The 20,229-nt window shown below is 71.4% G+C and carries 19 protein-coding genes and 1 riboswitch; of the genes, 15 read left to right on the plus strand and 4 right to left on the minus strand.

Annotated features, from left to right (window positions below; genetic code table 11):
* On the plus strand, positions 1-762 hold the full coding sequence (locus miv_RS17790) for a DeoR/GlpR family DNA-binding transcription regulator (protein ID WP_207177961.1): 762 nt from the start codon (positions 1-3) through the stop codon (positions 760-762).
* Between the two features lie 17 nt (positions 763-779).
* Here the strand turns inward: miv_RS17790 and miv_RS17795 are convergent, their stop codons facing one another.
* Complete coding sequence (locus miv_RS17795; protein ID WP_207177962.1) at positions 780-2,465, minus strand: methyl-accepting chemotaxis protein; 1,686 nt, start codon at positions 2,463-2,465, stop codon at positions 780-782.
* A gap of 508 nt (positions 2,466-2,973) precedes the next feature.
* Between miv_RS17795 and miv_RS17800 the strand changes: the two genes are divergently transcribed.
* The gene (locus miv_RS17800; RefSeq protein WP_165602103.1) at positions 2,974-3,117 is read left to right on the plus strand and encodes a hypothetical protein; all 144 of its coding nucleotides are present in this window, start codon (positions 2,974-2,976) and stop codon (positions 3,115-3,117) included.
* A gap of 534 nt (positions 3,118-3,651) precedes the next feature.
* Here the strand turns inward: miv_RS17800 and miv_RS17805 are convergent.
* The gene (locus miv_RS17805) at positions 3,652-4,896 is read right to left on the minus strand and encodes a metal-dependent hydrolase family protein (RefSeq protein ID WP_207177964.1); all 1,245 of its coding nucleotides are present in this window, start codon (positions 4,894-4,896) and stop codon (positions 3,652-3,654) included.
* Between the two features lie 129 nt (positions 4,897-5,025).
* Between miv_RS17805 and miv_RS17810 the strand changes: the two genes are divergently transcribed.
* The 7 genes from miv_RS17810 (at position 5,026) to miv_RS17840 (ending at position 12,643) form a co-directional block, all read left to right on the plus strand.
* Positions 5,026-5,679, plus strand: coding sequence for a TetR/AcrR family transcriptional regulator (locus miv_RS17810; protein ID WP_048429016.1), 654 nt, complete (start codon positions 5,026-5,028; stop codon positions 5,677-5,679).
* Between the two features lie 100 nt (positions 5,680-5,779).
* Positions 5,780-6,625, plus strand: a complete 846-nt coding sequence (locus miv_RS17815) for an ABC transporter permease (RefSeq protein ID WP_207177966.1) — start codon at positions 5,780-5,782, stop codon at positions 6,623-6,625.
* Positions 6,625-7,686, plus strand: coding sequence for an ABC transporter ATP-binding protein (locus miv_RS17820; RefSeq protein ID WP_207177968.1), 1,062 nt, complete (start codon positions 6,625-6,627; stop codon positions 7,684-7,686). Before miv_RS17815 ends, miv_RS17820 begins: the two co-directional genes overlap by 1 nt.
* Positions 7,683-8,708: an extracellular solute-binding protein gene (locus miv_RS17825; RefSeq protein WP_048429013.1), complete on the plus strand. Its 1,026-nt coding sequence runs from the start codon at positions 7,683-7,685 to the stop codon at positions 8,706-8,708. The genes miv_RS17820 and miv_RS17825 overlap by 4 nt, the downstream gene beginning before the upstream one ends.
* Positions 8,709-8,966: 258 nt before the next feature.
* Positions 8,967-9,794 carry an ABC transporter permease gene (locus miv_RS17830; RefSeq protein WP_207177970.1) on the plus strand — a complete coding sequence of 276 codons (828 nt, stop codon included), beginning with the start codon at positions 8,967-8,969 and terminating at the stop codon, positions 9,792-9,794.
* Between the two features lie 207 nt (positions 9,795-10,001).
* On the plus strand, positions 10,002-11,624 hold the full coding sequence (locus tag miv_RS17835; RefSeq protein ID WP_207177972.1) for an amidohydrolase family protein: 1,623 nt from the start codon (positions 10,002-10,004) through the stop codon (positions 11,622-11,624).
* The gene (locus miv_RS17840) at positions 11,621-12,643 is read left to right on the plus strand and encodes a CobW family GTP-binding protein (RefSeq protein WP_207177977.1); all 1,023 of its coding nucleotides are present in this window, start codon (positions 11,621-11,623) and stop codon (positions 12,641-12,643) included. The genes miv_RS17835 and miv_RS17840 overlap by 4 nt, the downstream gene beginning before the upstream one ends.
* A 255-nt stretch (positions 12,644-12,898) precedes the next feature.
* Here the strand turns inward: miv_RS17840 and miv_RS17845 are convergent, their stop codons facing one another.
* Positions 12,899-13,750, minus strand: a complete 852-nt coding sequence (locus miv_RS17845; protein ID WP_207177979.1) for an oxidoreductase — start codon at positions 13,748-13,750, stop codon at positions 12,899-12,901.
* Positions 13,751-14,037: 287 nt separating this feature from the next.
* Here miv_RS17845 and miv_RS17850 point away from each other — a divergent pair, with 287 nt between their 5' ends.
* Entirely contained in the window at positions 14,038-14,748 is a 711-nt protein-coding gene (locus miv_RS17850) for a GntR family transcriptional regulator (RefSeq protein WP_122984086.1), read from the plus strand.
* A gap of 17 nt (positions 14,749-14,765) precedes the next feature.
* Here miv_RS17850 and miv_RS17855 read toward each other — a convergent pair whose 3' ends face one another.
* Complete coding sequence (locus miv_RS17855; protein WP_207177981.1) at positions 14,766-15,188, minus strand: RidA family protein; 423 nt, start codon at positions 15,186-15,188, stop codon at positions 14,766-14,768.
* A gap of 110 nt (positions 15,189-15,298) precedes the next feature.
* On the opposite strand from miv_RS17855, the gene miv_RS17860 reads away from it, so the two are divergent.
* The 5 genes from miv_RS17860 (at position 15,299) to miv_RS17880 (ending at position 20,226) form a co-directional block, all read left to right on the plus strand.
* Entirely contained in the window at positions 15,299-15,886 is a 588-nt protein-coding gene (locus miv_RS17860; RefSeq protein ID WP_244496482.1) for a TetR/AcrR family transcriptional regulator, read from the plus strand.
* Between the two features lie 49 nt (positions 15,887-15,935).
* Positions 15,936-16,034: riboswitch (TPP riboswitch) on the plus strand.
* A 119-nt stretch (positions 16,035-16,153) separates the two neighbouring features.
* Entirely contained in the window at positions 16,154-17,230 is a 1,077-nt protein-coding gene (locus miv_RS17865; protein ID WP_207177985.1) for a LuxE/PaaK family acyltransferase, read from the plus strand.
* A gap of 11 nt (positions 17,231-17,241) precedes the next feature.
* A complete protein-coding gene (locus miv_RS17870; protein ID WP_207177987.1) occupies positions 17,242-18,714 on the plus strand; it encodes an acyl-CoA reductase in 1,473 nt (490 codons plus the stop codon).
* Entirely contained in the window at positions 18,704-19,480 is a 777-nt protein-coding gene (locus miv_RS17875) for an ABC transporter ATP-binding protein (protein WP_207177989.1), read from the plus strand. Before miv_RS17870 ends, miv_RS17875 begins: the two co-directional genes overlap by 11 nt.
* Positions 19,477-20,226, plus strand: a complete 750-nt coding sequence (locus miv_RS17880) for an ABC transporter permease (protein WP_207177991.1) — start codon at positions 19,477-19,479, stop codon at positions 20,224-20,226. Before miv_RS17875 ends, miv_RS17880 begins: the two co-directional genes overlap by 4 nt.
* The last annotated feature ends 3 nt before the right edge of the window (positions 20,227-20,229 follow it).

The following is a 20,229-nucleotide window of genomic DNA, read 5'->3' on the forward strand; positions in this document are numbered from 1 at the left end:
ATGACCCGCGGCCGGCACCGTCACCCGCTGCTGCTGGAGGCGCTCCAGGCCGGCGAGGTCGTGGTCGAGGAACTGGCGGAGCGCTTCGGCGTCTCCGCCTCGACGATCCGGCGCGACCTGCAACGGCTGGCGAGCGAGAAGACGATCACCCGCACCTATGGCGGCGCGGTGATCGCCCACCCGCTCCCCGAGACGAGCCTGCCGGAGCGCGAGGCGCAGGCGCGGCCCGAGAAGGCCGCCATCGCGCGGGCCGCCCTCTCGTTGCTGACCGACGACGACATCCTGATCCTCGACGGCGGCTCGACGGTGGCGGCCTTCGGGGCCGGGCTCGCCGGGCGCCGCCACGCGATCGTCACCAACAACCTGCCGCTGGTGGGCGTGCTCGCCGGTGCGCCCGGCCTCGCGCTCACGGTGCTCGGCGGCGCCGTGCGGCCCGGCAGCATGAGCACGCTCGGCCCCCTCGCCGAGGCCGCCCTGCGCCGCCTCACCGCCGACAAGGCAGTGGTGAGCGGCGACGGGTTCGTGGCCGGCCGCGGCCTGTGCGAGGCGGCGCTCGAGCAGGTCTCCCTCAAGTCGCTGATGATGGAACAGGCGGCCGAGGTGGTGGTGCTGATGGATTCGTCCAAGCTCGGCCGCGCGACGCAGGGCGCCTGGGCGCCCCTGCCGGGCCGCTGGACGCTGGTGACCGACGCGGGCGCCACGGACGCGCAATGCGCGGACGCGGAAGGCGCCGGGGCGCGGGTGGTCCGGGCGGCGGGATAGACCGCCCGACCACTGGTTCAGGCGGCCCGCACCGTCGCCAGGAAGCGCGCGACCTCCGCCGAGAGGTGCTCGGACTGGCGCGACATCTCGGAGGCGGCGCCGAGCACCTGTGCGGCCGCCGCCCCGGTCTCCCCGGCCGATTCGGCTAGGGTCGCGATGGTGCCGGTGACCGCGCCGGTGCCGGTGGCGGCCTCGGCGACGTTGCGGACGATCTCCTGGGTGGCCGAGCCCTGCTGGTCCACCGCCGCCGCGATCGCACCGGCGACGCCGTCGATCTCGCGGATGCGCCGGCCGATCCCGTCGATCGCCGCGGCGGCCTGGCCGGTCGAGCCCTGGATCCGGCCGATCTGGGCGGTGATCTCCTCGGTGGCCTTGGCGGTCTGGTTGGCGAGCTGCTTGACCTCGGCGGCGACCACCGCGAAGCCGCGTCCCGCCTCGCCGGCCCGCGCCGCCTCGATCGTCGCGTTGAGCGCCAAGAGGTTGGTCTGGGCCGCGATGCCGGAGATCAGCGCCACCACGTCGCCGACCTTGGCGGCGGCCTGCGACAGGTCCTGGACCAGCGCCATCGTCTCGGTCGCCTCGGTCACGGCGGCCCGCGCCAGCTCGGCGGAGCCCGAGACCTGGCGGCCGATCTCCTGGACGGAGGCACCGAGCTCCTCGGCCGCCGCCGCCGCCACGGTGACGTTGGCCGCCGCGTCGCCGGCCGCGCTCGCGACGGCGCCCGACTGGCCGGCCGCTCCTGCCGCGCTGCCGCTCAGCGCGCGCGCCGTGGCCTCGAGCTCGGTGGCCGCCGCCGAGACGCCGCCGACGATGCCGCCCACCGCCGCCTCGAAGGTATCGGCCATCTGGCGCATCCCGGCCTTGCGCTGCTCCTCGGCCGAGGCGCGGGCGAGCGCGGTCTCCTCCTCCAGCGCGCGGCTGCGGATCAGGTTGTCGCGGAACACCACGACCGAATCGGCCAGCGCGCCGATCTCGTCCGTCCGGCCCTGACCGGGGATCGCGACGGCGGTGTCGCCGCCGGCCAGGCGCTGGGTCACGGCGGTGATGGCCCGCAGCGGCCCGGAGACGCCGCGCCGCACCAGCACCAGCGCGCCGCCGGCTACGAGCAGCCCCAGCCCGATCAGCGCCAGCATCTTCCGGTTGGCGCTGACATAGGTCTCCTCGATCAGGTCGCCGCTCGCCTTGGAGCCGGTGCCGTTCAGCGCGACCAGCTTCTCCCAGGTCCCCATGATGGCGATGACGCCGTTCGACATGTCGGTGTTGTAGATCCGCTGGCCGCCGGCCACGTCGCCCTCGGTCGCCTTCGCGACGGCCCGGCGCTGGTGCTCGGCATAGGCGGCGAGGTGCCGGCGGAACTCGGCGTAGAGGTCGCGCTCGGCCTGCGACAGCGGCAGCGCCTCGAAACGGGTGAACTGCTCGGCGAGGATCGCGTCGCGCTTGGCGATCTGTCCGGCGACCTGGGTCCGGAATTCGGGCGTGTCGGCGGTGAGCAGGCGCGAGGCGTTGACCCGCTGGCGCATGATGTTGATGCCGATCGACCCGAGGATGTCGGTGGCCGGCACGCGGACGTCGCGCAGGTCCGAGGCCGCCGTGTTCACCCGGCGCAGCTCCAGCAGCGCGAGGCCCCCCGTCGCCCCGATCAGAAGGGCCAGGGCGGCGAGACAGAGCCCCAGCTTCGTCGCGATCGTTACTCCGCCCCGCATGGCACTTCGTCCCCGTCGTCATCCTATCGGATCGGGTTCTTCGTAATCGCGAATCGTTAAGCGTATTTGCGCATCGACCGGCACGGCTCGGTCTGATTTGATGCACTTACAGAATTGCCGGACAGCTGTCGGTGCGGCGGGTGCATCTCGCCGAACATGACGATCCGGGCCAATTCTACGGGGTAGAGTTCGCTCGTCCCGGATCCGGACGGCCGGCCCGGTGGGAGAGACGGCCGCCGTCGTCGCACCGGGCCCGACCTGGAAGGCCCACCGTCGCGACGCGGCCGATCCCGACCCGTCCGTGCCGGTGCGGTCGCCGGATCAGGATCAAGAATACCTACGCATTCTGCGCTCTAACAATCTAAGTCCTTGCGGAGAAAATATTTCTTATGTTTCTATATATTGCTCAATGTAAAAGTATTGGATGGCCGATAGACAGCATTCGTGACGTCGCTCAAGTTGCATTCGCAGCCGAACCACAGGCCTGCAAACAACAGAGAATGGCATCATGAAGAAGCTCGACGCCAAGTCCCTCGGCTCCGTGGCCGGCGGCTGCTGCCTGCCGGCTTGCCCGCCCCCGTGCCCCCCGCCGGCTCCGGCCTGCCCGCCGCCGGCCCCGACCTGCGGCAGCGTCAAGTCGCGCGTCTGCTGAGCGCGACGAGCGCTCGACGCCGATGGGCCCGGTCTCGACCGGGCACCATCGGTGCATCGGCTAATCGGACTTGGTTGGCAGGCCAACACGGTACACGACATTGAAGAAAGTGGAGGCCACCCGCGGGCGTTCCACCCCCTTTCCCGGACGACTGGAGCGTCAGCGGAAGGAGATCCGGGATCCAGCAGAGGACATGCCGCGAAGCGGCTCACCCTGTTGCACCGTCGCAGACAATGAGACGCTTCGCGGCTTTTCGTGCTGGATTCCGGATCTCCTTCCGCTTCGCTTCAGTCGTCCGGAAAAGGGGTTGGTTTGCAACGGGTCATGAAGCTTGGCTGCACGGTTCCCGGCCAGGGTCGCGTACCGTGGCAGACCAACGCTTCGCCCGCTTAGGTTCTTGTTTCGTCGCGGATTTTGTCGCCGAACCGGTGTCCACTTCGGCGACATCTGCTGAGGCGGGTGCCCCCCGCACCAGGATCGGCGAACGATCCGCCGGCACGCTCGGCGCGGGGATGCCTTCGCCCGGACGGCGCGTCAGGCGGCCAGCTCGTCCTTCACGAACCGCCCGTCGATCATGATCGCCGGCATGTGCCGGCCCTGGCCGGTCAGCAGCGAGAGATCGGCCAGCGGATCGCCGTCGACCACGATCAGGTCGGCGAAGGCGCCCGGCGCCACCACGCCGGCCTTGCCCTCCAGGCGCACGACCTTGGCGGCGTTGACCGTGGCCGAGCGGATCACCTCGATCGCCGGCAGGCAGCGGCCGCGGATCACGAATTCCTCCGACTGGTGGCGGTGCATCTCGCCGAGCAGGTCGGTGCCGTAGGCCATCATCACGCCCGCCGCGTGCAGGGTCTCGAGGGCGGCAAGACCCGCCTCGCGCACGTCCTCGATCTTGGCGACCGAGGCCGGCGGCAAGCCCAGGGATGCGCCCTCCTTCGCGAGCGCGTCGAAGGTGACGTTGGTCGGCACCACGTAGGCGCCCTTGTCGCGGATCAGCCGCGCGGTCTCGGGCGTGACCAGGTTGCCGTGCTCGACCGAGATCACCCCGCACTCGACGGCCCGGCGGATCGCCGCGTCGGTGTAGAGATGGGCGGCGACGTAGGTCTGGGCATTGGTCGCCTCCTCGACGATCGCCCGCAGCTCCTCCACCGAGTAGCCCAGGAACGCGATCGGGTCGGTCGGCGAGGAGACGCCGCCATTGGCCATGATCTTGATGAAGTCGGCCCCGGCCTTGATCTCCTCGCGGGCCACGCGACGCACCGCGTCGACCCCGTCGCAGACCCGGCCCATGGCGCCGAGCTTGGTGCCGTAGTGGCTCACGTCGCGGGAATGGTAGCGGCCGCGATAGTCGGTGTGGCCGCCGGTCTGCGACAGGGCCTTGCCGCAGATCACCAGCCGCGGGCCGTCGATCAGTCCTTCGCGCACCGCCATGACCAGCCCGTGATCGGCGCCGCCGAGGTCGCGCACGGTGGTGAAGCCGCGCATCAGCATCCCGCGCATGATCTTGGCGGTACGCAGCGCCACCAGGGAATCCGGCAATTCGGCATTGGCGCCGAGGTCGGGGATCGTCGCGATGACGTGGACGTGGCAGTCGATCAGGCCCGGCATCAGGGTGCGCCCGGCGAGATCGATCACCCGCGCCGAGGAGGCGGTCAGCGGCTTGTCCGACACCTCCCGGATGGTGCCCCCCTCGACCAGCACGTCGTGTCCGTCGAGGGCGGTGTCGTGGGTGCCGTCGAGGACCCGGGCGTTGCGGAACAGGACGAGGTCGGCGCTCATGCGGGGCAGTCCCTGTGTCGTGCGGCGCGACCGGGGGATGAGGGCGCGCGGGCGTGGCGGCACACTGGACAGCGAGAAAAAAACAGGCAAGCTTGTTTTTTATTCAGGCGCTCATGGGCGGGAGGATCGGTGACGCAGACCGGACGGCAGCCCCAGGCGCGCAGCCTCGCGACCCGCGAGCGGCTGGTGCGCGCGACGATCGACGAGATCTACGCCGTCGGCTACCACGCCGCGACGACGCAACAGATCGCCGAGCGGGCGCAGGTCTCCCGCGGGGCGCTGCTGCACCACTTCCCGACCCGGGCCGACCTGGTGCTCGCGGCGCTCGAGACGGTGCTCGCCGACGGCACGGCCGAGATCAAGGCGGTCTCCCGGGACGTGCGCTCGGGGGCGCTGCCCCTCGCCGACTTCGTCGAGTTCCTGTGGCCGCTCTTCTCGGGCCGGTTCTTCCATCTCTCGATGGAACTCATCAACGAGTCCCGCACCGACGCGGACCTGCGGGACTGCCTGATCCCGGTGGTGCAGCGCTTCCACGCCGCCCTCGACGCGATCTGGGTCGAGTTCTGCGATTCCGACGCCCGGCCGCCGCGGCAGGCCCGGATCATCCTCAACCTGACGGTGAACCTGATGCGCGGCATGGGGGTGCAGACCGTGCTGCGGCCCGACCCGGACTATTACCGCGACCTGATCGAGGCCTGGAAGGCGGTGCTGCCGCAGCTCGTGGCCGGTCCGGCGGGGGATGCCGCCTTCGCGGATCCCCGCTTCCGCGAGGCGGTGGCGTGAACGTCCGGCATCCTGGCATCCATCTTGCCACAAGGGCAAACACCTGTCTTAAAAATAGGTCAGCTGCCGCGCCGGCGCCCGACCCGAACCCGTGAACCGCATGAGCGTCGCCTCCCTCTCCCCCGCAGCCGGTCCCGGCCTGTCGGTCCGGCTCGGCCGCATCGCCTTCCTGGCGGCGGTCGTCCTCGCCTACGCGATCGTGTTCGCGCCGATCGTGACGGTGATCGTGACCTCGTTCTTCGACCAGGAGATCGTCACCTTCCCGCCCGAGGGCCTGACCTGGCGCTGGTACCTCAACGCCTGGGCGCAGCGGGACTTCGCCCGCGGCTTCCTCACCTCGCTCCAGATCGCGCTGGCCGCCACCGCCATCGGCGTGCCCCTCGGCACGGCGGCCGCGCTCGCCCTGGCGCGGTCGAACCTCCCGGGGCGCGGCTTCCTCAACACCTTCCTGCTCGCGCCGCTGGCGGTACCGGCGATCGTCGCCGGCTCGGCCCTCTACATGTTCACGCTCCGGGCCGAGGACTGGCTCGACATGGACATCAAGGCGACGCTGGGCGGTCTGGTGGCCGCCAACGTGCTGATCACGATCCCCTGGACGGTGCGCCTCGTCACCGCGAGCTTGGCGGGCCTCGACCGCGCGGCGGAGGAGGCGGCGGCCAATCTCGGCGCCCGGCCCTTCACGGTGTTTCGCCGCATCACGCTCCCGATGCTGCGGCCCGGCATCGTCGCCGCCGCCCTGTTCTCCTTCGTGGCGAGCTTCGAGAACCTCGAACTCAACCTCCTCCTCGTCGGCCCGGGGCGCACCACCCTGCCCGTCGCCATGCTGAGCTACCTGGAATTCCGAATGGACCCGACCCTGGCCGCCGTCGCGACCGCGCAGATCCTGATGGTGACGATCCTGATGCTGGTCACCGACCGCTTCGTGAAGCTGTCGCGGATCGTCTGATGGGCACGCTTCTCCTCGACGGCCTCACCAAGCGCTACGGCGAGGCCACCGCCGTCGCCGGCGTCGACCTCGACATCCGCCAGGGCGAGCTCGTCGCCCTCCTCGGGCCGTCGGGCTGCGGCAAGACCACGACGCTCCGCATGGTCGCGGGCTTTATCCAGCCGAGTGCCGGCCGGGTCGTGATCGGCGGGCGCGACGTGACGCGGCTGCCGCCTTACGCCCGCGACACCGGCATGGTGTTCCAGTCCTACGCGCTGTTTCCCCACATGAGCGTCTCCGACAATGTCGGCTTCGGGCTGGAGATGCGGAAGGTCGGCCGCGCGGAGCGCGACCGGCGCATCGCCGAGGCCCTGCGGCTCGTGCGCCTCGACGCGCTCGCCGACCGGCTGCCGCGCCAGCTCTCGGGCGGCCAGCAACAGCGCGTCGCGCTCGCTCGCGCCCTGGTGGTGAGCCCGGCGGTGTTCCTCCTCGACGAGCCCTTGTCGAACCTCGACGCCAAGCTCCGCTCCGAGGTCGGCCTGGAGATCCGCGAGCTGCAGAAGCGGCTCGGCCTCACGACCCTGATGGTCACCCACGACCAGGACGAGGCCCTGGCGATGGCCGACCGGCTGGTGGTGATGGAGCACGGCCGCGTGCTCCAGGTCGGCAGCGCGGAAGACCTCTACGAGCGCCCGGCCAACACCTTCGTGGCCGGCTTCGTCGGCCGCTGCAACCTCCTCGACGGCACGCGCGAGGGCGCCGACGTGTTTCGCCTGGCGAGCGGCGCCGCCGTTCCCTGCGCGCCCGACGCCGCGGCCAGACGCGGCATGCTGGCGATCCGGCCCGAGCGGATCGCGGTCGCGCCCGATCCCGCCGGCACCGGGCGGCTCAGGGCCGTGACCTATCTCGGTGCGCGCACCGAGTACCACCTGGAATTGGCCGGCGAGGCGATCGTCGCCGTGAGCCCGACGCCGCTTCCCGACGATCCCCGCCGCCGCCTCGCGGCCGGCGATCCCGTCCGCATCACCTGGATCCCCGACGCCGCCCGCGTCATCCCGGCAGCAGAGAGCCCCGCCCGATGATCACCCGTCGCAATCTCATGGTCGGCAGCGCCGCCCTCGGCCTCGCCGGCACGCTGCCCGCCCGGGCCGAATCCTCGTCGATCGTCGTCGGCACCTGGGGCGGCGATTACGGCGCGCTGCTGCAGCAGAACATCGACGTGCCGCTGATGAAGCCGCAGGGCATCGAGGTGTCGCAGGACATCGCCAACCAGGATCCGCGCCGGACCAAGCTGATCGCCGAGCGCACCAGCCGCCGCGGCAGCATGGACGTCGCCTGCATCAACGACATCGACAGCTACATGCTGAGCCAGCTCGGCGTGCTGGAGACCGTGCCGGCCGCCGAGGTGCCGCGCCTGTCGCAGGTGATCGACGTGTTCAAGAAGCCGCACTCGATCCCGCACATCTACTCGGCCATGGTCATCCTCTACAACCCGAGCAAGGTCACGACCCCGCCGACCCGCTACGCCGACATCTTCGACCCCAAGTACAAGGGCCGGGTCGGCTTCTCCGACATCCTCTGGAACTTCAACATGGCCGGCGCCAATATCGGGGCCGGCGGCACCCCGACCGACTTCACCAAGGGCAAGGCGGCCCTGATGGACCTGAAGGCGCTCTCGCCGAAGGTCTACCCGTCGAACGAGACGCTGGCCGCGGCGCTCAAGTCCGAGGAGGTGTGGATCTCGCTGATGTGGCTCGCCCGCGGCTTCATGTGGAAGCAGGCCGGCATCCCGGTCGAGATGGCGATCCCCGAGGAGGGCGCCCTGCCGATCCTGTTCGAGGCCGGCGTGCCGAAGAACTCGCGGGCCAAGGACAGCGGCTTCAAGTACCTGAACGCCATGCTCGACGCGAAGGCCCAGGTCGCCTTCGCGCAGAAGATGGGCTACGTGCCGACCGTCAAGGACGCCAAGCTCCCGGACGATCTCGCCAAGCAGATCAGCCTGACGGAGGCCCAGCAGGCCAAGCTCCGCCCGCTCGACTACGCGACGATGCAGGCGCAGCAGGCGGCGTTCTCGGATTTCTGGAACAAGGAATTCAAGGGGTAGGCTGTCGGATCGACTCGTTACTCGCGATAGCCCTTTCATCCTCCGCGTCATTCCGGGGCCGCGAAAGCGGAGCCCGGAATCCAGAACCGCAGATGCTCGCGAACGGGGCGGGCCGCTGCCCGCATCGTCCTGAACCATCCGAGTGTCTGGATCCCGGGCTCCGCTTTCGCGGCCCCGGGATGACCCAGCGAGGTGGAGAGGTGAGTGCCGAACCTCTTCTCCCAGCAATCGACGAATCCCCAAGGCTAAAGGTCCGCCGTGTTCGCCCTCATCCTGCCGGCCTTCCTCGTCGTCGCCGCGCTCTTGGTCGGCCCGATGGTGCTGCTCGCGCGCATCTCGCTCAACCAATACAGCCCGACGCAGCTGATGGTCGAGGCGACGACGGCGCAGAACTACCTCAACGCCGTCGCCGACCCGTATTATCGCGGAGTGATGGGCACGACGCTCGTCATGGCCTTCACCTGCACGGCCCTGACCCTGGCGCTCGGCTTTCCCGCGGCCTACCGGCTCGCCCGGATGGAGAGCCGCTGGAAGAGCCTCGTCACCGTGCTGACCCTGATCCCGCTGCTGGTCGGCAACGTCGTGCGTGCGGCGGGCTGGCTCGGGCTCCTCGGCAACAACGGGCTCATCAACGCGACGCTGCGCGGCCTTCACATCACCGCGAGCCCGCTTCAACTGATCTACACGCCGGGCGCGGTCGCGGTCGGCACGATCGCCGTGGTGCTGCCCTACATGATCCTGACCCTGTCCTCGGTGATCGAGAGCATCCCGCGGGCGGTCGAGGAGGCGGCGGCCAATCTCGGCGCCAGCGCCTTCACGGTGTTTCGCCGGGTGGTGTGGCCGCTGGCGCTCCCCGGCACGGTGGCGGGCTGCGTCCTCGTCTTCATCCTGTGCATGAACACCTACGCGACCGCGGTGCTGCTCGGCGGCTCGCAGTTCAAGATGATGGCGCCCGCCGTCTACGACCAGTTCTCGAAGGGCATGAACTGGCCGTTCGGCGCGGCGCTGGCCTTCATCCTGCTCGGCGCGACCCTGGTGCTGACGGTGCTCGGCACCGCGCTGCTCGGCCGCCGCTACGCCCGCTGAGCGGACGCACGCCGCCCGGCACCTCGGCTGCCCTCAGCAGGCTTGCGTTGGCAGACCGACGCTTCGCCCGCTGAGGTGTTTGTCTTGTCGCAGATTTTTGCCGCCGAACCGGTGTCCACTTCGGCGAAATCTGCTGAAGCCGGCGACCGGGCCGGCGACCGGGCCGGCGACCGGCGTTTAGATCTAACAAGAACACGGGAGATCCCCATGAGCGACGCCCCCATGCCTGAGACGATTCTCGCCGGCAACGAGCTCGCCGCCGAGCGCGCCAAGGCCGGCCAGCCGCCCCTGGTGCCCTCGACCTCCCGCGACCGCGGGATCGGGCCGCACAAGCGCCTGGTGCTGCGGGCCGCCACCGTCATCGACGGCACCGGCGCGCCGCCGATCGGCCCGACCGACATCGTGGTCGAGAACGGCCGCATCGTGCAGTTGAAGAAGGTCACCGGCAACCTCGCCAACAGCGCCAACCGGCCCGCGCCCGGCGACCACGAGATCGATTGCCGCGGCAAGTGGGTGACGCCCGGCTTCGTCGATTGCCATGCCCATGCCGGCGTCGCCTATCACGCCGCCAACGGCTGGGTGCCGCCGGTCGAGTACGTCTACAAGCTCTGGCTCGCCCACGGCGTGACGACGGTGCGCGAGATGGGTTCGTTCAACGGCCTCGACTGGATGCTCGACCAGAAGAAGCGCTCGGAAGCGAACGAGATCGCAGCACCCCGGCTGCTCGCCTACAGCTACTTCCCGGCCGTCAACGACATGCTGAAGCTGATCCACACCCCCGAGGAGGGGCGGGTGTGGCTGCGCAAGCTCAAGGAGCGCGGCGCCGACGGCGTGAAGTTCTTCGGGGCGCCCCCCGCCATCATGGAGGCGGCCCTCGACGAGTGCGCGAAGCTCGGGCTGAAGTCGGGCTGCCACCACGCCCAGATGGCGGTGACGCGGATGAACGCGCTCACCACCGCCGGCTGGGGCCTCACCAGCGCCGAGCATTATTACGGCCTGCCCGAGGCCCTGTTCGAGGATCGGGTCGTCCAGAACTTCCCGCTCGATTACGATTACAACGACGAGTATTTCCGCTTCTCGGTCTCCGGCCAGATGTTCCGGCAGGGCGCCGAGCCCGGTTCCAGGAAGTGGAACGAGACCCTGGAGCGGTTCCTGGAACTCGGCTTCACCTTCGTGCCGACCTTCACGATCTACGACGCCAACCGCGACCTGATGCGGGCGCGCCAGGCCGACTGGCACAAGGACTACACCTGGAAGTCGATGTGGGATTACTTCACGCCGCAGCGCGGCGGCCACGGCTCGTACTGGTATCGCTGGTCGACCCAGAACGAGATCGAGTGGAAGGAGAACTACCGGCTCTGGATGGCGTTCATCAACGAGTACAAGAACCGCGGCGGCCGGGTCTGCGCCGGCTCGGATTCGGGCTTCATCTACCAGATCTTCGGCTTCGGCTACATCCGCGAGCTGGAATTGCTGCAGGAGGCCGGCTTCCACCCGCTGGAGGTGGTGCGCGCCGCGACCTCGCAGGGCGCCGCCCTGTGCGGGCTGGAGGACGAGATCGGCACCGTCGAGGTCGGCAAGCGCGCCGACCTCTTGGTCCACGACCACAACCCGCTCACCGACTTCAAACTGCTCTACGGCACCGGGGCGCTCCGCCTCGACGAGGCGACGAACGGCGCCACCTGGCACCGGGGCCTGAAATACACGATCAAGGACGGGGTGATCTACGACACCGCCGAGCTGCTCGCCGACGTGCGCACGCTCGTCAAGGCGACCTGGGACGAGGCGGTGCCGGCGCAATACGCGACCTCGCCGCAGGCGGCGCCGTGACCGACATCCTCGACGTCGTCGTCCTCACCGGCTTCCTCGGCTCCGGCAAGACGACGCTCCTGCGCGACTATCTCGCGCGTCCCGAGGCGGCCGATACCGCGATCATCGTCAACGAAGCCGGCGAGATCGGACTCGACGGGCTGATCCTGCGCGAAAGCGGGGGGGACGTGCCGATGACGATGCTGGCCAATGGCTGCGTCTGCTGCCAGATGACCAGCGACCTCGCCCGCACCGTCGAGGCTTTGCTCGCCGCCGAGCGGCCGGAGGCCTCGGGGCCGCTGCGGCGGATCGTGCTGGAGACGAGCGGCCTGTCGAAGCCCGGCCCGGTCCTGCGCCAGCTGGCGAGCCTCGCCGGCTTCCCGATGCGGGTCTCGGTCCTCGCCACCTACGATGCGCTGCGCGGGCCCGACTCCGCCGCCTTCGCGGAGGCCGCCGCGCAATGGGCCGCCGCCCACCGCATCGTCGTGACGAAGCTCGACGCCGCATCCTCGGGCCGTCCGTCGGAGGCCATGTCCGAGGTCGCCGCCCTCAACCCGCTCGCCGTCATCGTGGCCGATCCCGACCGCGCGGCCGCGGTGGCGGCTGCCTTCGCGCCGCTCCCGGGGATCGGCCTCGATCCGGCGCTGCTCCGGGCGGAGCCCGCCGGCACCCATCCCCGCGTCGCGGTCTGGCTCGCGCGTCCGTCCGCCCCCCTCCCCTACGACGATCTGGCGGCCTGGCTCGACAACCTCGCCGGCCATCTCGGCGAGCGCCTGCTGCGCCTCAAGGGCCTGGTACGGGTCGTCGAATCGGACCGGCCGGTGCTGGTCGAGAGCGTCGGCACGCTGTTCTCACGTCCCCGCCCCTTCGGCCGGCCGGCCGAGGACGCGCCGGCCTTCCTGGTGGTGATCGCCCGCGACCTGGAGGCGGGCGAACTGGAGACAGTGGCGCCCGCCGGCCTGTTCCGCTTCGCGCCGCGGGTGCCGGACACGCCCTTCGCCCGGGCGGGCGCGGGCATGCCGCGGGCGGACGCGGTTTGAAAAGCGTGGCGACGAATACCGGCCGCGCAGACCGACATTCATCGCACGCGCCAGCTCATCCCGGGGCTCGCCGAAGGCGGGAGCCCGGGATCCGGAACCGCAGTTCGTGCCGCACGGAAGCGGACCGGGATCCGCCCTGTTCTCGGCCACCTGTGTTCCTGGATCCCGGGCTCCGCTCCGCGGACCCGGGAATGACGCACAGGGTTTCCGATCGTTTTGCCGGATCGAGAGTGTCCTGACCGCGCCGAAACGCCCTCAAGCCCCCGCCGGATAATCCGCCCCGCGGCTCACCGCTTCCGACGCTTCGATCTCCTTCAACCGTCCGCGCAGCCGCTCGGTCACCGCTTCGAAGCCGAAGGCGCCGAGCACCAGGTGGCGTGGCGGGGATGAAGTCTCGGTGAGCCGGATCATCGCCTCGGCGGCGCGCACCGGGTCGCCGGCCTGGGTCCCGCTCTTTTCCGCGGTGGATGCCATGCGGGCGCCCGCCGTCTCGGTGTAATCGGCGATGCGGCTCGGGGTCTGGACCAGCGAACGACCGGCCCAGTCGGTGCGGAACGGTCCCGGCTCGACGCAGGTGACCCGGATGCCGAGGGGCCCGACCTCGGCGGCGAGCGCGTCCGACCAGCCCTCGACCGCGTGCTTGCTGGCCGCATAGTAGCCCGAACCGGGAAACCCGATCAGCCCGGCGACCGACGTGATGTTGACGACGTGCCCGCTCCCTTGCGCCCGCATGACCGGCAGGACCGCGCGGGTGATCGCGAAGAGCCCGAACACGTTGGCGTCGAACTGGGCGCGGATCTTGTCCTCCTCGCCCTCCTCGACCGAGGCCTGGTAGCCGTAGCCGGCATTGTTGACGAGGACGTCGATGCGGCCGAACCGCTGCGTCGCCTGCGCCACCACCGCCGCGACCTGATCGGGCTTGGTCACGTCGAGGGGGAGCGCGAGCGCCCGGTCCTCGGCGCCGGACGCCAAGTCGGCGACGCGGGCGGCGTCGCGTGCCGTCACCACCGCGCGCCAGCCGCGGTCGAGGACGAGCCGGGCCAGTTCCCGGCCGAAGCCGGTGGAGCAGCCGGTGATGAGCCAGACGGGCGTCGCTGTCTGCGTCATGTCGTGAGGTCCCGTGGAGGCCGCCGATGGAGGGCGGCGCCGGATTCGATCGTCCGGGTTATCGTTCGCCCGCAGGCCGATGTTCCGCCCGCCTCGTCCGGGAGCGCCCTCCCCTCCCCCGGCCTCCGCGGACACCCCGCCGGGGTTTCCACCGGGAGACCGGGGCTCAGCCTCCGGGCGCGCTCGACGGGGCCCCCGCTTCGTGCTGTATCGCCCCGGCCGGGACGATCGCGGCGCGAACCGGATCGCGCCCGTCCCGGGACCCGTGGAGCGGAAGAGCCATCATCGTGTCGAATGCCCCGGAAGCGCCCGGACGGACGAAGGGCCTGCGCCGCGTCGTCCGGAACACGCTGGCCGGCCAGCTCACCTCCGAGATCCGGGCGGCCATCCTCGACGGGCATTTTCCGGCCGGCGGACAGCTGAACGAGATGGCGCTCGCGACCCAGTTCGGCGTCAGCCGCGGCCCCGTGCGCGAGGCGATCCAGCGCCTCGTCCAGGAAGGCCTCCTGCGCGCCGAGCCCCATCGCGGGGTCTTCGTCGTCGATCTCGCCACCGGCGACATCGTCGACATCTACTTCACCCGCAAATCCCTCGAGATCGCGGCGATCCGGCGGGTGATGGCCGGCCCGGGCCGGGCCGTCCTGGCGCGGGAGCTCATGGAACTGACGGACCGGATGGCGGTCCTGCTCGGCGCTGGCGACTGGGCGGAGATCGCCGATCTCGACCTGCGCTACCATCAGCGGATCGTCGAGGAGGCGCGGAGCGAGCGCCTGTCGCGCAGCTACGACACGCTCCAGGCCGAGACCCGCCTGTGCCTGCGGCTCATGATGGCGGGCTACCGCCAGAACCGGGCGCTCGTCGAGGAGCACGAGCGCCTCGCCCACTTCATCGGGCACGGCCACCCGGACGAGACGGAGGCGGAGATGGACGAGCATTTCGGCGATCCCGTCCGTATCCTGGAGCGCGGCCGGATGGCGATGCGCAGCGGCAGGGCCTGAGGCCCGGACAGGGGGCTTCAGCCGCGCGCCGGGATCCGCGCGATCGCCTTGATCTCGAAGGCGAAGCCCGCGAGCCAGTTCACCCCGACGGCGGTCCAGTTCGGGTAGGGCGCCGCGCCGATCGCGCGGTCGCGCACCCGCATTACCGCGTCGAACTGCGCCTCCGGGTCGGTGTGGAAGGTCGTCACGTCGACCACGTCGGCGAAGGAGCAGCCCGCCGCCGCCAGCACGGCGTCGAGCCGGGTGAAGGCGAGCGCGACCTGGGCCTCGAAGTCGGGCTCGGGCGAGCCGTCCTCGCGGCTGCCGACCTGGCCGGAGACGAACAGGAGGTCGCCGGAGCGGATCGCCGCCGAGTAGCGGTGCTTGTCGTAGAGCGCCTGCCGTCCGGGCGGAAAGATCGCCTCGCGGGTCGGCGTCGGGGTCACGGTCGTCTGCGGCATGGATTGCTCCTTCGCTCTCGACTTCGATATACGAGACGTATGCGAAAGAGCATGGATACGCGCCGTATGTCAATTCACATACGATGTGTATGTCGAGGGAGGGGGAAGCCGTGGCCGGACGACGCGCGCAAGGGATGGAGCAGACGAAGGAGAAGCTCCTGAAGGCCGCCCGCGAGGCCTTCGCCGCGAAGGGGTACGCGGCGGCCTCGATGGACGACCTGACCGCCGAGGCCGGCCTGACGCGGGGCGCGCTCTATCACAATTTCGGCGACAAGAAGGGCCTGCTCCAGGCGGTCATCGACCGGATCGACGCCGAGATGGCGGCGCGCCTCCGCGTCGTCGGCGAGCGGGCCGAGACCCCGTGGCAGGGCCTCCTCGACGAGTACCGGGCCTATATCGAGATGGCGCGGGAGCCCGAGATCCAGCGCATCGTGCTCCTCGACGGGCCGGCGGTGCTGGGCGATCCCTCGACCTGGCCGAGCCAGAATGCCTGCCTCGCCGAGACGACGCGCCGCATCCGGAGTCTCGTCGCCGACGGCGCGATCCCACCCGTCGACCCGGAGGCGGCGGCACGCCTCCTCGCCGGTGCCTCGCTCCATGCCGCCCTCTGGGTCGCGGCGTCGGACGCGCCGGAGACGACGTTGGAGAGGGCCCTCGACGCCTTCCGGCGCCTCGCCGAGGGGCTGTCGCGGCCGTAAGGCCTCGCCTTGACACCCGCTCCCCCGCCCCCCACTGTCCTCCCCTCCCAGGGGAGCCTCGCGAGGAGGCTGAGATTCCGCCGGCCCGGACCCGTCCGGGCGCCGCGGTGACCCTATGAACCTGATCCGGGTCATGCCGGCGGAGGGATGCGGGACCGGCACGGCCGCCTTGGCGCCGCCACGAGGGCGCTGCCGCCAGCCGTCTTTTCGCGCAGGATCTCACGCCCGGCACGGCCGACGCCCACGATGGGGCGCGAGGTGGCCGTGATGTCGCAAGCGGAGATCGTCGAGGCCCTGATCGACTTCATCGGTCGGCCGGGGGCGGACGAGGCGGAGTTCGAGGCGATGGCGCTCCGGCTCTTCGCCCACCAATACGCGCACAACGCTCCCTATCGCCGCTTCGCCCAGGCGCGCGGGCGCACGCCGCTTAGCCTGCGGCGCTGGCGCGACATCCCGGCGGTGCCGATCAAGGCGTTCAAGGACCTCACCCTGAGCTGCTGTCCGCCGGACGACGCCGCGCGGGTGTTCATGACGAGCGGCACCACCGGCAGCGGGCGCGGCCGCAGCTACCACCCGACGCTGGCGGTCTACGACCGTTCGATGCTGAAGGGCTTTGCCGCCCGGGTGATGCGCGGGCGCGACACGATCCGCATGGGCCTGCTGTTTCCCGACGAGGCGGCGCTCCCCAACTCGTCGCTCGCCCATTACCTGGCCCTGGCCAAGACGCATTTCGGGACGCCCGACAGCGCGGTCTTCATCGGCCCCGGCGGGCTCGACCTCGACGGGCTGGTGGCGGCGCTGGAGCGGGCCGAGGCCTCGGGCGAGCCCTATGCGCTGCTCGGCGCCACCTACGCCTTCGTGCCGGTGTTGGACGCGCTCGCGGAACGGGGCCGGCGCATCGCCCTGCCGCCCGGCAGTGTCCTGTTCGACACCGGCGGCTTCAAGGGCCAGTCGCGGGAGATCGAGCCAGACGCCTTCTACGACGCGCTCTCGCGGACCTTCGGGGTGCCGCGCGAGGCCTGCCTCAACATGTACGGCATGACGGAGCTGAGCACCCAGTTCTACGACGACGGCAACGCGGTCTGCCCGCCGGTGAAGTCCGGCCCGCACTGGATCCGCAGCCGCGTCGTCGATCCGCTGACCGGCCGGGACCTGCCCGAGGGCGAGACCGGCGTGCTGGTCCACCACGACCTCGCCCATTTCAACTCGGTCTCGGCGATCCTGACCGAGGATGCCGGCGTGATCGTGCCGGGCGGCTTCCGGCTGCTCGGCCGGGTCGAGGGTTCGGCGTCCCGCGGCTGCTCGGTCGCGGTGGCCGAGTTCCTGACCGCCGCCCAAGGGTGACCGGCGAGAGCATGAGCGATCGCGGGACGAGCGGGGTCGAGGAGGCCGGCTACCTGCCGGGGCCGTTCGCCAGCGCGGTCGGCCGGCGGGTCGTCGCGCACCGGGCCTGGGGCGAGACGGTCGCGGTGGCGCTGCCGGTGCTCGACGAGGCCCAGGCCCGGGCGCTCTGCGCCCATGTCCGGGTCCGTGCCCGGGATACCCTGCGGGGCATGGAGACCGCCCGCATCGTCCAGGCGATCGACCGGGCGAGCGCCTGCCTCCTCGACCGCACGCATCCCCTGCGGCGCAAGGCCGAGGCACTGCTGCCGGTCGTCACCGGCTACGATGCCGAGACCGTGCGGCTCGGCCTGACGCGCTACCTCAAGACCTTCCGGCGGCCCCAGCTCCTGCGCTTCCTCGCCGAGGACTTTTCCGATCCGGGCGTGCTCGACGGCTTCCGGCCGGCGGTGAAGGGCGGGTTCGTGCGGGCGCGCGGGCCCGATCTGCTCCTGCATGTCTGGGCCGGCAACGTCCCGGCCCTGCCGCTGTGGAGCCTCGTCGCCGGTCTGCTAGTCAAGGCCGGCAGCATCGGCAAGCTCGCCTCGGCCGAGCCGCTGACCGCCGGCTGGTTCGCGCAGGCACTCGCCGAGGCCGATCCCGAGCTCGGCGAGTGCCTGGCGGTGACCTGGTGGAAGGGCGGCGAGAGCGGCGTCGAGGCGACGTTCCTGGGATCGGCCGATTGCGTCATGGCGTATGGCGGCAACGCCACCCTGGAGGCGTTGCGCGCCGGGGTGCCGATCGCCGCCCGGTTCCTGCCGCACGGCCACCGCATCGGCTTTGCCATGGTCGGCCGCGAGGCTTTGGACAGCCGTCGGGCCGCCGCCGTGGCCCATGCTGCCGCCCAGGACGTGGTGCGCTACGAGCAGCAGGGCTGCTACGCGCCGCAGATGCTGTTCGTGGAGCGCGGCGGGCCGGTGGCGCCGGACGAGTTCGCCCGGCACATCGCCCATGCGCTCGCGGCGCTCAGCACCCGCCACCCGCGCCGGGGTCTGGATCCGGGCGAGGCCGCCGCCATCGCGGCCTGGCGCAGCGGCCACGAGATGCGGGCCCTCGACGGGGACGAGATCGTGCTCCTCGGCGACCCGGAGGATCCCTGGAGCGTCGTCCACCTCGATGCGGCCGTGCCCTTGAGCCCGTCCGGCCTCAACCGCACCGTCGCCGTGGTGGCGGTGGATGATCTCGCCGAGGTGCCGGCCCTGGTAGCGCCTCACCGCGCCTACCTCCAAAGCGCGGGCCTCGCGGCCTCGCCTACCCGGCTGTTCACCCTGGCGGACGACCTCGCGGCGGCCGGCGTCACCCGCATCACCGCCATCGGCCGGATGACCGCGCCGGAGGCCGGCTGGCACCATGACGGCCGCTTCAGCCTGCTCGACCTCGTCACGATGACGGAGATCGAGGCCGGCGCCGAGGCCGCGGCGGACGACTTCGCGCCCTATGCCGAGTGACGCCACCCTGTCCCTGGCGGGCGTGCGCTACCGCTTCCCCGGCGACGCGGTGGCGACCGTCGACGGGGTCGACTGGGCAATTCCCCCCGGGGCGGTGCATTGCCTGCTCGGCCGCAGCGGCTGCGGCAAGACCACGCTCCTCAAGATCGCCGCCGGGCTGATTGCGCCGGACGAGGGGCTCGTGCGTGTCGGCGGGGCGCCGGTGCGCGGGCCGGCGCCGCGGGTCGGCTTCGTGTTCCAGGCCCCGACCCTGCTCGACTGGCTCAGCGTCCTCGACAACGTGCTGCTGCCGGTCTCGCTCAAGCGCCGCCCCCGCGCGGCCGACCGGGACGCCGCCCGCGACCTCCTGGCGGCGATGGGGCTCGGCGCCCTCGCCGGACGGCACCCCGCCACCCTGTCGGGCGGGCAGCAGAGCCGGGTCGCGATGGCCCGCGCCCTGATCGGCGCGCCCGACCTCCTGCTCCTCGACGAGCCCTTCGCGGCGCTCGACGCGATCACCCGCGAGGACTTGCAGGACGATCTCCTGCGCCTCTGCGCGGCGCGGGGCACCGCGGCCCTGTTCGTCACCCACGACATCGCCGAGGCGGCGTATCTCGGCGATCGGGTCGGCGTGATGGCGGCCGGGCGCCTCGTCCACGAGGGGGCGGTGCCGCTGCCGCGTCCCCGCCCCCCCGGCATCCGCTACGCCGCCGCGTTCGGCGCCGCCTGCCGGACCTTGCGCGCCGCCATGGACGCCCCCTCCCCGGCCGCGGGGCGCGCCGCATGAGGCCGCGCCTCGCCTCCGTCCTGCTCCTCGTCGCACTGCTCGGCGCGTGGGAGGCGTGGTGCCGCACGGGCGCGGTCTCGGCCCTGGTCCTGCCGCCCCCCTCCTCGGTGGCCGAGACCCTGTGGGGCGAGATCGCGTCGGGCCGGCTCTGGCCGCACCTGCGGGCGACGGCGACCGAGATGGCGCTCGGGCTTGCCGCCGGGACGGGCCTCGGCCTCGGCGCCGGCATCCTCCTCGCCGAGTGGCCGGCGCTCCACCGGGTGCTCCACCCCTACGTGCTGGCGAGCCAGCTGGTGCCGAAGCTGGCGCTCGGGCCCCTGCTGATCCTGTGGTTCGGCTTCGGCCTGACCCCGACGGTGGTGATCACCGCGCTGATCTGCTTCTTCCCGCTCCTCGAGAACACCCTGACGGGGCTGGAGCAGGTCGATGCGGCCAAGCGCGAGCTGTTTCGCATGCTCGGGGCGAGCCGGGCCCGGACCCTGTGGCGCCTGAAGCTGCCCGCGGCCCTGCCGGTGATCCTGGCGGGGTTCCGGGTCGCCATCGTGCTCGCGTTGGTCGGGGCGGTGGTGGGCGAGTTCGTCGGCGGGCGCCAGGGCCTCGGCGCCGCGATCATCGCCGCCCAGAGCGTGATGGATTCGAGCCTGATCCTCGCCCTGTTCGTGGTCATCACCGCCCTCGGGATGGCCGTCTACGAGGCCGCCCGCGCCCTCGAATCCCTGATCCTGCGTCGCTACCCGAGAGGTTGAGCG

This window comes from Methylobacterium indicum (assembly GCF_017347565.1).
In the GTDB taxonomy this organism is placed as follows: domain Bacteria; phylum Pseudomonadota; class Alphaproteobacteria; order Rhizobiales; family Beijerinckiaceae; genus Methylobacterium; species Methylobacterium indicum.